Source organism: Chloracidobacterium sp. D, assembly GCF_018304685.1.
Classification (GTDB): Bacteria; Acidobacteriota; Blastocatellia; order Chloracidobacteriales; family Chloracidobacteriaceae; genus Chloracidobacterium; species Chloracidobacterium thermophilum.
Genome location: NZ_CP072635.1, coordinates 728,626 through 743,950, shown reverse-complemented (window position 1 = coordinate 743,950; position 15,325 = coordinate 728,626). Strand labels below are relative to the sequence as shown.

The following is a 15,325-nucleotide window of genomic DNA, read 5'->3' as shown; positions in this document are numbered from 1 at the left end:
GCGCATGGAAAGCACTATAAGCACAGGCAAGGCGGCAAAACTCCTTGGTGTCCCGGTCAAGACGTTGCAGCGTTGGGGACGTTGCAGCGTTGGGAACGCGAAGGAAGGCTGATTCCGGTGGCCCGAACGGACAGCAACCGCCGCCTCCACACTGAGACGCAGATCCGTGAGTTCATCGGTTTGCGGCAGGCCAACCATGCGCCAACAAAGCTTGTCGCCTACTGTCGGGTATCGAGTGCGGCGCAGAAGCCGGACCTGGCGAATCAGCGCAAAGTGCTGGAAGCGTTCGTGGTGGCGAAGGGATTGGCGGGGGTCGGGTTTATCGAGGAAGTGGGCGGCGGGCTGAACTTCAGGCGCAAGCGGTTTCTGGCCCTTATGGACGAGTCGGGCGACGGGAAGTCAGGATGCTGATCCTCGCTCACCGGGACCGCCTCACCCGTTTCGGCTTTGAGTGGTTCGAACATTACGCCCAAACCCATGGCTGCGAAGTGCTGGTCCTCAACCAGGAACGGCTGTCTCCCGAACAGGAAATGGTGCAAGACCTAATGACCATCGTGCGCTGTTTTTCGTCCCGGCTATACGGTTTGAGGAACTATCGAAAGAAGTTGGATGAAGCGCTGAAACAGGATGCGAATGACGTCAAAAAGGCCCAACAATGCAACTAACCCACAAGATCGCTCTTTGTCCGACTCCTGAGCAAGTGGACTACTTCAAGCGCGCCTGCGGCACGGCGCGGCGTGTTTGGAACTGGGCGCTCAATGAGTGGAACAGGCAATACGCAGCAGGCGGCAGGCCAAACGCCATGGCGCTCAAAAAACAGTTCAACGCCATCAAGTACACCGACCCGCAGTGGCTCGATGAGAACGGTCGGCCTTGGTTGCAAGACATTCACCGGGATGCCCACGCCCAGCCGTTCAGGAATCTCGCCAAAGCATGGGAACGGTTCTTCGCCAAGGAGGGCAAAGAAGCGCACGAGCCACGGCTCAAGAAAAAGGGCCGTTGCCGCGACAGCTTTTATGTTGCCAACGACAAGTTCACCCTGGAAGGCAAGACGATCCGTCTGCCCAGGATCGGTGAAGTCGCCATGACCGAGGAGCTGCGCTTCGCGGGCAGGATTTTGGGCGCAACGGTCTCCCGCACCGCGGATCGTTGGTTTGTGGCCATACAGGTCGAGGTGCCTGATGCGCAATTTTATCGGCGTCGCACGTCGCACGAGGTCAACGGCAGCGACCTGGGCATCAAGGCTGCCGCAACGGTCTCCAGCGGTGAAGTCATCGAGGCGCCAAAGCCGCTCAAAGCAGCGCTGCGCCGTCTGGAAATCCGTAGCCGACGTCTCAGCCGCAAGCTGGAAGCCGCCAGGAAGGCAGCAGGATTTGAACGCCATGCCCGCCTGCCTGAAGGAACGCGCCTGCCGGTATCGAACAACCGGCAGAAGTCCGCTGCGATATTGGCACGGCTCTATGCCCGCATGGCCAATATCCGAGCGGATTTCACCCACAAGCTCACGACTCGACTCTGCCGCGAAAACCAAGCGTTGGTGATCGAGGATTTAAACGTCAAAGGGATGCTGCAGAACGAGAAACTCGCCCGCGCCATCTCTGACGTGGGTTTTGGGATGTTGCGCTCGCCGTTGGAATACAAGGCCCGGCGCTACGGCACTCATCTTACCATCGCTGATCGCTGGTATCCAGGTAGCCGACTGTGCTCCATCTGTGGCTGGAAGAACGAGGCGCTGACATTGAGAGAGCGAACATGGGTGTGTGCTCAATGTGGTGCGCACCATGACCGTGACCTCAATGCGGCGCTGAACCTGAAACGGCTGGCAACCGAAACTGCCCTACCCGTGGCGAGTCCGTCCAGCAATGGCGGCGCTGCGGCGGGGACGGTCCCCGCCGTAGTCGGGAAAGTCACGCCTGTCAGATACGACGGTGGTCAACAGGACGCGTCGGGGCAGGAAGAGAACCGTGCGCACTTTTGCGCACATTCTTGATAGCAGGAAGTCATGACGTTGCCCAAACCCGAAGACCTCATCATCCACTCGCTGGGGGAGTGTCGGTTTCCGTCGCCGCTCCAGCTTGGCGCGGCTTCCGGTGAATACCACGGGGAGTTTATGTCCGACGCCGCCAAAGTCCGCTTCCACGTCGAACTGGAACGTCTGGAAGGGCGTCCCGATGACCTGTTCTTCGAGCGGGCCGGCCCACGGGAGCGGCTTTTTTTTGATCCCTCCAAGGTCAAAGCCGCCATTGTCACCTGCGGCGGGCTGTGTCCGGGCATCAACAACGTCATCCGGTCGGTTTTTCTGTCCCTCAAGTACAACTACGGCGTCCCGGAAGTCTATGGCATCCGCTATGGCTACCGGGGCCTCAATCCGGCCTATGGCGACGGATTCATCCGCCTGACGCACGAGATGGTGGAAAACATCCACCTGCATGGGGGCACATTTCTGGGGTCATCCCGTGGGCCGCAGCCGGTGGAAGTCATGCTCGACACCCTGGCCGACCGTGGCATTGACATGCTGTTTTGTGTCGGCGGCGATGGAACGCAGCGCGGCGCTGACGCTCTGGCCCAGGCGGCCCGCCGACGCAACCTGCCGCTGGCCGTGGTCGGGATTCCCAAAACCATTGACAACGACATCCCCTACGTCTTTCGCTCCTTCGGCTACGGTACGGCCGTCGAAAAGGCGCGCGAAGTCATTGCCGGGGCGCATGCCGAAGCCAAGGGCGCGCCCAATGGCATCGTCATCGTCAAGCTGATGGGCCGCAATGCCGGTTTTATCGCGGCCGGCGCGACGACGGCCAGCCAGGAAGTCAACTTCGCCTTCATCCCCGAACTGCCCTTTGATCTCGACCCACCCAACGGCTTTCTGGCGCACCTGGAAAAGCGGGTCCTCCAGCGTGGGCACGCCGTCATCGTCGTGGCCGAAGGAGCCGGGCAACACCTGTTTGGCGATCTGCCGGTTGAACGCGACGCCTCCGGCAACATCAAGCACCACGACATCGGGACGTACCTGCGCGACCGCATCATTGCCCACTTCCGCGAGCGTCGCATCGAGGCGAATGTCAAATACATCGATCCGAGCTATCTCATTCGGAGCGTCCCGGCCAACTGTGACGACGCCCAGTTGAGCGACCGCTTTGCGCGGTACGCCGTGCATGCCGCCATGGCCGGAAAGACGGATTTGCTCATTGGATACTGGCATGGGCTGTTCGTCCACGTGCCGATGCACCTGGTGACCAGCCAAAAGAAACACCTCTCGCCCAAAAGCAGTATGTGGCTTTCGGTGCTGGCGGCAACCGGGCAGCCGGTGCTCATGGTCAACGAACCAGTCCCGGAAACAACGGCGTCATGAGCAGCGAATCCACCAGCCACACGCCGAACGCCTCCCGATTGGACAACCCGCTGGCTGTGACCATTGCCGGCCTGACGTTCAAAAATCCGGTCATCCCGGCCAGCGGGACGTTTGGCTACGGGCTGGAATTTCTGCCCTTTTTCGACCTGTCCCGGCTGGGCGGTTTTTGTACGAAGGGCCTGTCGCCGCAGCCGCTCAAAGGCAACCCTCCGCCGCGCATCGTGGAGACACCCGCCGGCATGCTCAACGCCATCGGGCTGCAAAACATCGGAGTACGGGCTTTCGTCACGGAAAAACTGCCACTGCTGCGCGCTTATGATACGCACGTCATTGCCAACGTCTTTGGCTTTTCCATCGAAGATTTTCTGGAAGTCGTCGCCGTGCTCGATGATGCCGAAGGTGTATCGGCCTACGAGCTGAACATTTCCTGCCCGAACGTCAAGGAAGGCGGGACGCAGTTTGGCAACGACCCCCGGCTGGCGGCCCGCGTCACGGAAGCCGTCAAAAACCGTGCGCGGCGGCCGGTCATCGTCAAGCTGTCGCCCAATGCACCAAGTGTTGTCGAGGTGGCCCGCGCCGTCGAGCAGGCCGGAGCCGATGCCCTGTCGCTGGTCAATACCTTTGTCGGCCTGTCCATTGATGTCTATACCCACCGGCCGCGGTTGGGTTTTACGACGGGCGGACTGTCGGGCCCGGCCATCCGTCCGCTGGCCGTACGGATGGTGTATGAGGTCTCACAGTCCGTCGGCATTCCCCGGCTGGGCATGGGCGGCATCACCAACTGGATGGACGCGCTGGAGTTCATCCTGGCCGGGGCGACAGCCGTGCAGCTCGGCACAATCAACTACACCGAACCGTGTGCCGCCCTGCACGTCATCGAAGGGCTGGAAGCCTACTGCCGCGAGCAGGGGACAACCATACCGGCGCTGGTTGGTGCGTTCCGCCCCCATGCGGTCAGCCCGGTGACGGAACCGGCGTCGCATCAGGCCGGATCGTAGCCCAGGTTCGGACGCAGCCACCGCTCGGCCTCGGCAACCGTCCACCCTTTGCGCGCGGCGTAATCCTCGATCTGATCGCGTCCCAGCAGGCCGACGGCGAAGTAATGCGCGTCGGGATGGGCAAAGTAGAGACCGCTGACCGAACTGGCCGGCCACATGGCGCAGCTTTCCGTCAGGCGGACGCCGGCATTTTCCTCTGCGCCCAGCAGGGCAAACAGCGTGCGCTTTTCCGTGTGGTCGGGCGAAGCCGGATAGCCCGGCGCTGGGCGGATGCCCCGGTAGCGTTCCCGGATGAGGTCCTCGCGGGTCAGGTTTTCGTGCCGTCCGTAGCCCCAGAGGTCACGGACGCGCTTGTGGGCGAGTTCGGCAAAGGCTTCCGCCAGGCGGTCGGCCAGCGCCTTGGCCATGATCGAATGGTAGTCGTCGTGGTCAGCGTCGAATGCGGCGCAGAGTTCGTCCAGTCCCAGCCCGGCTGTCACCACGAAGCCGCCGATGTAATCCAGCCGGCCGGTATCCTTCGGGGCGATGAAGTCCGCCAGGGCGATGTTGGGCTTCCCGTCTGTACGCTCGACCTGCTGCCGCAGGGTGTGGAAGCGGGTGAGCACTTCGGTTCGGGTTTCGTCGGTGTACAGCTCGATGTCATCGCCGACGGCATTGGCCGGAAACAGCCCAAAAACGCCGCGTGGATGCAGACGGCGTTCCGTGATGATGCGTTCGAGCAGGCGCTGGGCGTCGTCGAACAGTTCGCGGGCGCGTTCACCAATGGTCGGGTCGTCAAAGATTTTCGGATAGCGCCCCCGCAGTTCCCAGGTATGAAAGAAAGGCGACCAGTCAATGTAGGGCACAAGGGCGTCGAGCGTGACATCGTCGAACGTCATGACGCCAAGCTGTTCAGGGACGGCGACAGTTTCGGCGTCAAACCGCAACTGTGGACGGCGCGCACGGGCTTCCGCCAGCGGCAGCAGGTGCTTGCGGTCGAGGCGGGACTGGTGTTCTTCCCGTAAGGCAGCCTGTTCGGCCGCGTTCTGGGCAATGAAATCCTGGCGCTGCTCGTGGCTGGTCAGCGCCCCGACGACGCCAACGGCGCGCGACGCATCGAGAACGTGAACCGTCGTCCCGCTGTAGGCTGGCGCAATTTTGACGGCCGTGTGCAGCTTTGAGGTCGTCGCCCCGCCAATGAGCAACGGCACGGTGAAGCCGGCCTCGGTCATCGTTTTGGCCACGTGAACCATTTCGTCCAGCGACGGCGTGATCAGCCCGCTGAGACCGATGACATCCACATTGTGTTCGCGGGCCTTGGCCAGGATGACATCACAGGGCTGCATCACGCCCAGGTCAATGACCTCGTAGTTGTTGCAGCCCAAAACGACGCCGACGATGTTTTTGCCAATGTCGTGAACGTCGCCTTTGACCGTTGCCAGCAGCACCTTCCTGCGGCCGGAGCCATTGGCCGTCTGTCCGTTGGCGGCTGCCTTTTTCTCGGCTTCGAGGTAGGGCAGCAGCACGGCCACGGCTTTTTTCATGACGCGCGCCGATTTGACAACCTGCGGCAGGAACATCTTGCCGGCTCCGAACAGGTCGCCGACGACGTTCATGCCGTCCATGAGCGGCCCTTCAATGACCGCCAGCGGTGCGCCGTACTTCTGGAGGGCTTCCTCGACATCGGTCTCGATGTAATCGGCATTGCCTTTGATGAGGGCATGCTTGAGCCGTTCCTCGACGCTGGTCTGCCGCCAGGCTTCGTCCTTGACCTCGGCCTTACCGGCCCCCTTGACCGATTCGGCGAAGGCAATCAGCCGCTCCGTGGCATCCGGGCGCCGGTTGAGTACCACATCTTCGACGAGTTCGAGCAAATCCGGCGGAATTTCGTCATAGACGGCAAGCTGTCCGGCATTGACGATGCCCATGTCCATGCCGGCCCGGATGGCGTGGTACAGGAAGACCGAATGCATGGCTTCCCGGACGACGTTGTTCCCACGAAAGGAAAACGACAGGTTGCTGACGCCGCCGGAAACCTTGCAGCCGGGCAGGGTCTGCTTGATGACGCGCGTGGCCTCGATGAAATCCACGGCGTAGTTGGCGTGTTCTTCAATGCCAGTGGCAATGGCCAGAATGTTCGGGTCAAAGATGATGTCTTCCGGCGGGAAGTCAACCTGTTCGGTGAGAATCCGGTAGGCGCGGGTACAGATTTCGATCTTGCGCGCTGCCGTGTCGGCCTGTCCGATTTCGTCAAAGGCCATGACGACGACGGCCGCGCCGTAGCGGCGGATACGCCGCGCCTGCTCGATGAACACGGCTTCGCCTTCCTTGAGGCTGATGGAGTTGACGACGCACTTGCCCTGAACACATTTCAGCCCGGCTTCGATGACGTGAAACTTCGAGCTGTCAATGACAATCGGGACGCGCGCGATGTCCGGGTCGGCGACGACAAGGTTGAGAAAGCGCGTCATGGCGCGCACGCTGTCAAGCATGGCTTCGTCCATGTTGACATCAATCATCTGCGCACCATTGGCTACCTGCTGGCGGGCAATGGTCAGGGCGTCTTCGTAACGTTCGGCACGGATGAGTTCGGCGAATTTGGCCGAGCCGGTGACGTTGGTACGTTCGCCGATGTTGACGAAGTTTGTCTCCGGGCGGATGACCAGGGCTTCCAGGCCGCTCAGGCGGGTGTAGCGCGACGGTTTGGGAGGAATGCGCGGGGGCATGCCGGCAACGGCTGCGGCAATGGCAGCAATGTGTTTAGGGGTTGTCCCGCAGCAGCCGCCCACGATGTTGAGCCAGCCATGGCGGGCAAAGTCGCGCAGCAGTTCGCCCATGATGTCGGGCGTCTGGTCAAATCCGCCAAAGACGTTCGGCAGGCCGGCGTTGGGGTAGCAGATCAGGTAAAACGGCGACTTTTCGGCCAGTTCTTCGACGTGCGGACGCATTTCGGCGGCTCCGAAGCCGCAGTTCATTCCGAGCGCCAGCAGCGGTGCGTGTTCGACGGAAATGAGAAACGCCTCGACGGTTTGCCCGGAAAGCGTCCGCCCGCTGGCGTCGGCGACCGTCACCGAGGCCATGACCGGCACCCGCTGCCCACGCCGTTCAAAGACTTCCTCGATGGCAAAGAGCGCTGCCTTGAGGTTGAGCGTGTCGAAGGTTGTTTCGGGCAGGAGCAGGTCCACGCCGCCGTCGAGCAGTCCTTCGGCCTGCTCGGCATAGGCGGCAACGAGCTCGTCGAAGGTCGTGCCGCGTGCGCCGGGATCGTTGACATCGGGCGAGATCGAGGCGGTTTTGTTGGTCGGCCCCAGCGCCCCGGCGACAAAGCGCGGGCGCGAGCTGTCTTCCCTGAGAAATGCCTCGACGGCGCGCCGGGCGCACTGGGCCGCAGCCAGGTTCATTTCGTAGGACAGGTCTTCCAGTCCGTAATCGGCCTGCGAAATCCGCTGGGCATTGAAGCTGTTGGTTTCGATGATGTCCGCGCCGGCTTCAAGATAAGCGCGGTGGATGGCTTCGACGATGTCCGGGCGGGTCAGGCACAGGAGGTCGTTGTTGCCTTTGAGGTCGTGGGTATGGCTGGCAAAACGCTCTCCGCGGTAATCGGCTTCCTGGAGTTTGTGGGATTGGATCATCGTCCCCATAGCGCCGTCGAGGACGAGAATGCGTTCACGAAGGGCTTGTTCGAGCAGGGCTGTGGTTGGAGAAGACATCGGATAGGGAAGTAGCCGTCTGTGAGAAGCAACTTGGGGCTGAGAAGGCGGAAGTCTAATCGGTTGCTCTCACGTCGGCTAGTCCGACTGGCCGTAAGTCCCTTGGGAGCGCGGGCAGCTCTGGGGGCGCGGGCGTCCCGCCCGCGTGGGCTTCAGGGTTGCGCGCTCTCTCAAGCATCCCGGCAGTTCAGTTGGTACGCACAATGCTGCCGCTGCTGGGTGTCAGCCGCTTCTCTCACTTGTTGTTGGCCTTGATTTTTGCAGCTCGCTCTTCAAGCTGCTCCGCTTCGGCAATCCGCTTGGTCGCACGATAGAGTTGAGCCAGGTTTTTGAGGACCGTCGCTACATCGGGATGGTTGGGACCCAGGGCCTTCTCCCGGATGACCAGCGCGCGCTTGAGGAGCGGCTCGGCTTGGGCGTACTGCTCTTGGGCCAGATAGACAACAGCCAGGTTGTTCAGGCTCTGGGCCACAGCGGGATGGTCGGAACCCAAGGCCTTTTCCCGGATAGCCAGCGCACGCCTGATGAGCGGCTCGGCTTGGGCGTACTGCCCCTGTTCCCGATAGAAGTCAGCCAGGTTGCCCAAGCTGTTGGCCACAGCGGGATCGTCAGGGCCGAAAGTTTTCTCCACAATGTCCAGCGCGCGCTTGTAGAGTGGCTCGGACTGGTCGTACTGCCCTTGGGCCTGATGGGACTTGGCCAGGTTGCTCAGACTGGTGGCCACATCGGGATGGTTCAGCCCGACGCGCTTCTCGGCAACCTCCAGCGCCTTTTTCGCCACGGTAGCAGCGCGGTCATATCTGCCAGCCCGATAAAGCGTCCGCACTTCCTCGATGAGTGTTTCCCACTCGATGCCCGCACCTTGGGCATAAGCCGGCCCGCCGGTCAGGCACAGCACAGCCGCCAGAGCCATCACCTGCACCAGATTGATCATTGGTATTCCGCGCAGACACCTAACCATTTGTCGGTGGAAAATGGAGAATGAAAAATGAGCGAAAGTGAGGGATATCCTGCGGGTTGCTTCACTTGGCCGTTGACGTGACACCATTCGGGGTTGACGCCTTCAAAGCTGGACGCCTAGCAAGCCACACAAACTGTCTTGGCGACAGGATTCAACTGTTTCTCTCACTTGTCGCCAGCCTTGATTTTTGCCGCCCGCTCCTCAAGCTGCTCCGCTTCGGCAATCCGTTTGGTCGCACGATAGAGTTGAGCCAGGTTTCTGAGGGCTGTCGCCACGTCGGGATGGTTTGGACCCAGGGACTTTTCCCGGATGGACAGCACCCGCCTGAAGAACGGCTCGGCTTGGGCGTACTGCCCTTGGGCTTTATAGATGATGGCCAGGTTGTTCAGGCTTGTCGCCACATCGGGATGGTCAGGTCCTAAGACCTTCTCCCTGATAGCCAGCGTGCGTTTGTGGAGTGACTCTGCTTGTGCGTACTGCCCTTGAGCTTGATAGAGACCTGCCAGGTTGTTCAGACCCGCCGCCACATCGGGATGGTTTGGACCCAAGGACTTCTCCCGGATGACCAGCGCGCGCCTGAAGAGCGGCTCGGCCTGGGCGTACTGCCCTTGGGTTTGATAGAGACCAGCCAGGTTGTTCAGGCTCGTCGCCACATCGGGATGGTTGGGGCCCAGGGCCTTCTCCCGGATGGCCAGCGCACGCCTGAAGAGCGGCTCGGCCTCGGCATACTGCCCTTGGGCTTGATAGAGACCAGCCAGGTTGTTCAGGCTCGTCGCCACATCGGGATGGTTGGAGCCCAAGGCCTTCTCCCGGATAGCCAGCGCACGCCTGAAGAGCGGCTCGGCCTGGGCGTACTGCCCTTGGGCTTGATAGAGACCAGCCAGGTTGTTCAGGCTCGTTGCCACATCGGGATGGTTGGGGCCCAAGGCCTTCTCCCGGATAGCCAGCGCACGCTTGAAGAGCGGCTCGGCCTGGGCGTACTGACCCTGGGCCTCGTAGAGCAGGGCCAGGTTGTTCAGGTTTGTCGCCACGTCGGGATGGTCGGAGCCCAAAGCCTTCTCCCGAATGGTCAGTGCACGCTTGAAGAGCGGCTCGGCCTGGGCGTACTGACCCTGTGCCTGGTAGAGCGCCGCCAAGTTGTTCAGGCTCTGCGCCACGTCGGGATGGTCGGGACCCAAGACATTTTCCTGGATAGCCAGCGCACGCATGAGGAGCGGCTCGGCCTGGGCGTACTGCCCTTGGGCTTTATAGATGATAGCCAGGTTGTTGAGGCTCGTTGCTACATCAGGATGGTCGGCGCCCAGGAACCTCTCCAGGATGCCCAGCGAGTGCTTGAGGAATGGCTCAGCCAGGTCGTACCGACCCTGTTCACGATAGATTTCAGCCAGGTTGTTCAGGGTCGTGGCCATATCGGGATGGTCAAGACCCAAGACATTTTGCTGGATGCCCATCGCGCGTGTGTAGAGCGGCTCAGCCTGGGCATACTGCCCTTGGGCTTTATAGATTTCAGCCAGGTTGTTCAGGATCGCCACCACATCGAGATGGTATGAGCCCAGGGCCTTCTCCCGGATGTCCAGCGCACGCTTGTAAAGCGGCTCGGCCTGGGCGTACTGCCCTTGGGCTTGATGGAGACCAGCCAGGTTGTTCAGGCTTGTCGCCACATCGGGATGGTCAGAACCCAAGGCCTTTTCCCGGATAGCCAGCGCGCGCCTGAAGAGCGGCTCGGCCTGGGCGTACTGCCCTTGGGCTTGATAGAGACCAGCCAGGTTGTTCAGGCTCGTCGCCACATCGGGATGGTCGGGGCCCAAGGCCTTCTCCTGTATAGCCAGCGCGCGCCTGAAGAGCGGCTCGGCCTGAGCGTACTGCCCTTGGGCATTATAGAGATAGGCCAGGTTGGTCAGGCTTTTCGCCACATTGGGATGCTCTGTCCCGACGCGCTTCTCAGCCACCTCCAGCGCCTTTTTGGCAACCACGACGGCTTGGTCATATTTACCGGCCTGATAAAGCTTTATGACTTCCTGGTTGAGTGTCTCCCACTCGCGGCCTGCACCTTGGGCGTAAGCCATAGCGCCAGTCAGGTACAGCACAACAACCAGAGCTATCACTTGTCTCCATTTGACCATAGGTGCTCCTTGCAGACACCCAACCGCTTATCGCCGGCTTGGTTGCCTTATCACAGTTATGGTTTGTGACGTTTAGAATCGTTTTTTCGGATTGTAAACAGGTTTATGGCGAGTGGTGAGCAGCAAATAGCAAATAGCGAATAGCGAATAGCGAGTAGCGAGTGGTGAATGGCGAGTGGTGAGTAGCGAGTGGCGAGTAGGTGGAAGTGGGGGATGTTTTGGGGGGTGCTCTGAGGCAGGCAAAGCCGTTGTTGTGAAGCCGAACGGATTGTCTCCCGCCGTCGCTGGTCGTCCGCACTCAGCTGGTGTTTGCGGATAGTCGTGTTGCCGGCGAAAATGACACCCGAATAACAATCCGGGTAGCTTTGGCGGCTACGACAGAACAAGCCCACCAACAAGGAGAACGACATGAACCCCCTCAGTATTCAGGAAGCTCAAGCATGCCTGGCAGACCTCATTCACCGCCTGTCCCCTGGTGAGGAAGTGATTCTCACAGAAAACGGTCAGCCTGTCGCCAGACTGGTTGCTACCTGCACACCACCACCGCGCCCGGTCCCGAAGCTTGGCACGCAACGCGGTTCGGTATTGTCAATGGAGCACTTTGACGATCCGCTGGAAGAGTTTGAGGAATACCAGTGATGCGGTTACCGAAAAAAACGCCGTAAAGCCCTGCACTTTAGGGCAGGGATATAAGGCGCACGCTGTTTTATCAAGCCAAACCTGTGATAAAATAGCAGTATGAGAGTCATGGAAGCCAAGCTACTCAACGGGACAGCAGAGCAGTATCAGGCTCTGGATGAAGCCATCCGTACCGCACAGTTTGTCAGAAACATACGTGTGCGGTACTGGATGGACAACAAGAGCGTCAACAAAGCTGTTCTCTATGCCCACTGCAAAGACCTGGCCAAAGAGTTTGACTTTGTCAGGAAGTTAAACTCAGCGGCAAGGCAGGCAAGTGCAGAGCGAGCCTGGGCTTCCATTTCCCGGTTCCATACCAACTGCAGAAACAAGGCGGTCAAGAAAGGGTATCCCAAGTTCAAGAAGCATTGCCGTTCTGTGGAATACAAGGTATCTGGCTGGAAGCTGTCAGGGGATGGGATGACTATCTCGTTCACCGATGGCTTCAATGCTGGCTCGTTTGCTCTGTACTGCAATGGTGAAGCAAGACGGTTGATTCTTGAATCCAAAATCAATCGGGTGCGGGTGATACGCAGGGCAGATGGATACTATGCCCAGTTCTGCCTGGATGTGGAGCGCAAAGAGCGGGGAGAATACACAGGCAATGTTATTGGCATTGACTTGGGCTTGAAGGCTTTCTACACCGACCAGAACGGCAACCCTGTAGAGTATCCTAAGTTTTTGAGGCGTAGTGAAAGAAGGTTAAAGCAACACCAGCGCAGATTAAGTCGGAAGTTCAAGAAAGGGGCGAAACCTCAATCCAAGAACTACCACAAGCAAAGAAAACGACTAGGTAAAGTTCATCTGAAAGTCCAACGCCAGCGTAAGGACTGGGCAATTAAGCAGGCACGGTGCGTGGTGGCATCTCACGATGTCGTGGCGTATGAAGACTTGCAGGTGAAGAACCTGGTCAAAAATCATCATCTTGCCAAATCCATTCATGATGCTGGCTGGTCTCAATTCACTGCGTGGCTGGACTACTACGGCAAGGTGTGGGACAAGGCAGTCGTCAGCGTACCGCCGCAGTACACCACACAGGACTGTAGTCACTGTGGGCATTATGGTAGTAAAAACCCTATCCACCAGAACCCATAGTTGTCCTCAATAAGGAAGCAAGTGGCGAGTGGCGAGTGGTTCAGAGGCGAGTGGTGAGTGGCGGAATTGGCGAGTGGCGAATGGCGAGTGGCGAGTGGTTGATCGCTACTCGCTACTCGCTGCTCGCTACTCGCTTCACTCGCTACTCGCTACTCGCTGCTCGCTCCCTGTTCGCTATTCGCTACTTGCCACTACAGTACCTTTGGGCAAAAGGGAACTGCCTCGAAAGAGGGAACGCTTGGGGAGAGATGCACCGCTGCTTTAGAGGGGCAACCTGATGAAGTAAGTGCGCTCGCAGAACCAAGAACAAGAATCCCCTGCCTTTAGGCAGGGGAGTATGTCAATGCTTGACTCCCACGCTCTGATCTGGAGCCAGGACGACATCAGTCAGTTGTCGCCAGTTGCACTTGCCGCCCTTTCAGACCCAGCCAATGACCGCCTCATCAGTGTAGCAACCGTCTGGGAAATCGCCATCAAGGTTGGCAAGAAGCGGCTTCCCTTATCGAAGCCGTTCCGGCAATGGATGGAGATCGCCATTGCTGATCTCTACCTGACGCTGCTGCCAATCACCCTGGACCATACTGACCGGCAGTTGGCATTGCCGCCCCATCATGGTGATCCTTTCGACCGCTTGCTGATTTCACAGTCCCTTGTTGAGGGCATACCGATTGTCGGGAGCGATACGCAATTTGACGCCTATGGTGTAACCCGTATCTGGGACTGAGGAATGGGGGTGAGTGGCGAGTAGCGAGTGGTGAGTAGCGAGTGGGAGATGTTTTGAGGGTTGCTCTGAAGCAGGTGTGGGGAAGTGGTGTTCTGGTGCGTGAAGCTGAATGAATCGTCTCCGGCTGCGCAGATCGTTTGCACTCAGCCGGTGTTTGCGGATAGTGGCGCAGGTTTGCCGGGCAGGTCCGTACACCAGTCCCGTAACCAGTCGAGGTTGATGCTTTCTAAGCTGCCCCTCCCGACAAGCGGCACACACCGCCTTTGCGACGGAACTCAGCCGTTTCTCTCACTTGTTGTTGGCCTTGATTTTTGCAGCCCGCTCTTCAAGTTTCTCCGCTTCAGCAATCCGCCTGGTCAGGCGACAGAGTAAGGCCAAGTTTTCAAGGCTCGTTGCCACATCGGGATGGTTGGGACCCAGAACCTTCTCCCTGATAGCCAGTGAGCGCCTGAAGAGTGGCTCCGCCTGGGCGTACTGACCCTGGATATCGTAGAGCCTGCCCAGGTTATTCAGGATCATCGCCACAACGGAATAATCGGGGTCTGTAGCCTTTTCCGTGATGGTCAGCGCGCGTTTGTAGAGCGGCTCAGCTTGGGCGTACTGCCCTTGGGCTTGATAGAGACCGGCCAGGTTGTGCAGGCTCTGCGCCACATCGGGATGGTTGGGGCCCAAGGCCTTCTCCCGGATGGTCAGCGCGCGCCTGTAGAGCGGCTCGGCCTGGGCGTACTGCCCTTGGGCTTGATAGAGACCGCCAGGTTGTGCAGGCTCTGCGCCACGTCGGGATGCTCGGAACCCAAGGCTTTTTCCCGGATGTCCAGCGCCCGCCTGAAGAGCGGCTCGGCCTGGGCGTACTGACCTTGGGCATCGTAGAGCAGGGCCAGGTTGTTCAGGTTTGTCGCCACATCGGAATGGTCGGGGCCGAGGGCCTTCTCCCGGATGGTCAGCGCGCGCCTGTAGAGCGGCTCGGCCTGGGCATACTGCCCTTGGGCTTGATAGAGATCAGCCAGGTTGTTCAGGCTCTGCGCCACATCGGGATGGTTCGGGGCCCAAGGCCTTCTCCTGTATAGCCAGCGCACGCATGAGGAGCGGCTCGGCCTAGGCGTACTGGCCTTGGTTTTTGTAGAGCACGGCCAAGTTGTTCAGGTTTGTCGCCACGTCGGGATGGTCGGGGCCCAAGGCCTTCTCCTGTATAGCCAGCGCGCGCCTGAAGAGCGGCTCGGCCTGAGCGTACTGCCCTTGGGCATTATAGAGATAAGCCAGGTTGTTCAGACTTTTCGCCACATTGGGATGCTCCGGCCCGACGCTTTTCTCAGCTACCTCCAGCGCCTTTTTGGCAACCACGAGGGCCTGGTCATATTTACCGGCCCGATAAAGCTCCATTACCTCTCGGCTGAGTGTCTCCCACTCGCCACCTGCGCCTTGGGCGTAGGCCATCGCGCCGGTCAGGCACAATACGGCAGCCAGAGCCATCACCTGTATCCGTTTGATCATTATGTTCTCCTCGCCGCATCCAACCACTTCAGCACCGACTGGTTGCCTTATCACGTTTCAGGTTTTGTGACATTTAGATAGAAGCAATTTTTTTTCGGGTTGTGCAGGTTTATAGTGAATGGCGAATGGCGAGTGGCGAGTAGCGAGTGGTAGGGGCGGGTTCCGAACCCGCCCCGGAACCACCCGGCATCCAGCGTTTCGCACCCTCGGGAGTAGC

Annotated in this window: 8 protein-coding genes and 3 pseudogenes; 7 read left to right on the top strand and 4 right to left on the bottom strand. The window is 59.8% G+C overall.

Translation table 11 applies throughout. The annotated features are described in order from the left end of the window. The first annotated feature begins 72 nt into the window (after positions 1–72). The 4 genes and pseudogenes from J8C01_RS14235 to J8C01_RS14220 all read left to right on the top strand — a co-directional run bounded on the left by J8C01_RS14235 (position 73) and on the right by J8C01_RS14220 (position 4,347). A pseudogene (locus J8C01_RS14235) lies at positions 73–665 on the top strand (IS607 family transposase). Then, on the top strand, positions 656–1,990 hold the full coding sequence (locus J8C01_RS14230; RefSeq protein WP_211432861.1) for an RNA-guided endonuclease InsQ/TnpB family protein: 1,335 nt from the start codon (positions 656–658) through the stop codon (positions 1,988–1,990). Before J8C01_RS14235 ends, J8C01_RS14230 begins: the two are co-directional and overlap by 10 nt. 12 nt (positions 1,991–2,002) lie before the next feature. Next, on the top strand, positions 2,003–3,349 hold the full coding sequence (locus J8C01_RS14225; RefSeq protein ID WP_014100870.1) for an ATP-dependent 6-phosphofructokinase: 1,347 nt from the start codon (positions 2,003–2,005) through the stop codon (positions 3,347–3,349). Next, positions 3,346–4,347: a dihydroorotate dehydrogenase gene (locus tag J8C01_RS14220; RefSeq protein WP_211432860.1), complete on the top strand. Its 1,002-nt coding sequence runs from the start codon at positions 3,346–3,348 to the stop codon at positions 4,345–4,347. The genes J8C01_RS14225 and J8C01_RS14220 overlap by 4 nt, the downstream gene beginning before the upstream one ends. Here the strand turns inward: J8C01_RS14220 and metH are convergent. From metH to J8C01_RS14205, 3 genes are all read right to left on the bottom strand, one after another. Further along, positions 4,332–8,036: a methionine synthase gene (metH, locus tag J8C01_RS14215; RefSeq protein WP_211432859.1), complete on the bottom strand. Its 3,705-nt coding sequence runs from the start codon at positions 8,034–8,036 to the stop codon at positions 4,332–4,334. The two genes, J8C01_RS14220 and metH, sit on opposite strands and share 16 nt — an antisense overlap. A gap of 235 nt (positions 8,037–8,271) precedes the next feature. Further along, positions 8,272–8,970 (bottom strand): tetratricopeptide repeat-containing protein, encoded by a 699-nt coding sequence (locus tag J8C01_RS14210; RefSeq protein WP_211432858.1) that lies wholly within the window; start codon positions 8,968–8,970, stop codon positions 8,272–8,274. Between the two features lie 191 nt (positions 8,971–9,161). Beyond that, a complete protein-coding gene (locus J8C01_RS14205; RefSeq protein ID WP_249355508.1) occupies positions 9,162–11,120 on the bottom strand; it encodes a tetratricopeptide repeat protein in 1,959 nt (652 codons plus the stop codon). Between the two features lie 408 nt (positions 11,121–11,528). Between J8C01_RS14205 and J8C01_RS14200 the strand changes: the two genes are divergently transcribed. The 3 genes and pseudogenes from J8C01_RS14200 to J8C01_RS14190 all read left to right on the top strand — a co-directional run bounded on the left by J8C01_RS14200 (position 11,529) and on the right by J8C01_RS14190 (position 13,617). Next, positions 11,529–11,759, top strand: a complete 231-nt coding sequence (locus J8C01_RS14200) for a type II toxin-antitoxin system Phd/YefM family antitoxin (RefSeq protein ID WP_014100874.1) — start codon at positions 11,529–11,531, stop codon at positions 11,757–11,759. Between the two features lie 99 nt (positions 11,760–11,858). Further along, positions 11,859–12,903, top strand: a pseudogene (locus tag J8C01_RS14195) (RNA-guided endonuclease InsQ/TnpB family protein); the annotation flags it as partial. A gap of 333 nt (positions 12,904–13,236) precedes the next feature. Continuing rightward, on the top strand, positions 13,237–13,617 hold the full coding sequence (locus tag J8C01_RS14190; protein WP_249355507.1) for a type II toxin-antitoxin system VapC family toxin: 381 nt from the start codon (positions 13,237–13,239) through the stop codon (positions 13,615–13,617). 288 nt (positions 13,618–13,905) lie between these two features. Here J8C01_RS14190 and J8C01_RS14185 read toward each other — a convergent pair. Beyond that, positions 13,906–15,108: pseudogene (locus J8C01_RS14185) on the bottom strand (tetratricopeptide repeat protein). Positions 15,109–15,325 lie beyond the last annotated feature (217 nt).

Bases quoted from the DNA above. Each gene is read 5' to 3' on its own strand.
- J8C01_RS14230 (WP_211432861.1), top strand. From the start codon at position 656: ATGCAACTAACCCACAAGATCGCTCTTTGTCCGACTCCTGAGCAAGTG.
- J8C01_RS14225 (WP_014100870.1), top strand. From the start codon at position 2,003: ATGACGTTGCCCAAACCCGAAGACCTCATCATCCACTCGCTGGGGGAG.
- J8C01_RS14220 (WP_211432860.1), top strand. From the start codon at position 3,346: ATGAGCAGCGAATCCACCAGCCACACGCCGAACGCCTCCCGATTGGAC.
- metH (WP_211432859.1), bottom strand. From the start codon at position 8,036: ATGTCTTCTCCAACCACAGCCCTGCTCGAACAAGCCCTTCGTGAACGC.
- J8C01_RS14210 (WP_211432858.1), bottom strand. From the start codon at position 8,970: ATGATCAATCTGGTGCAGGTGATGGCTCTGGCGGCTGTGCTGTGCCTG.
- J8C01_RS14205 (WP_249355508.1), bottom strand. From the start codon at position 11,120: ATGGTCAAATGGAGACAAGTGATAGCTCTGGTTGTTGTGCTGTACCTG.
- J8C01_RS14200 (WP_014100874.1), top strand. From the start codon at position 11,529: ATGAACCCCCTCAGTATTCAGGAAGCTCAAGCATGCCTGGCAGACCTC.
- J8C01_RS14190 (WP_249355507.1), top strand. From the start codon at position 13,237: ATGCTTGACTCCCACGCTCTGATCTGGAGCCAGGACGACATCAGTCAG.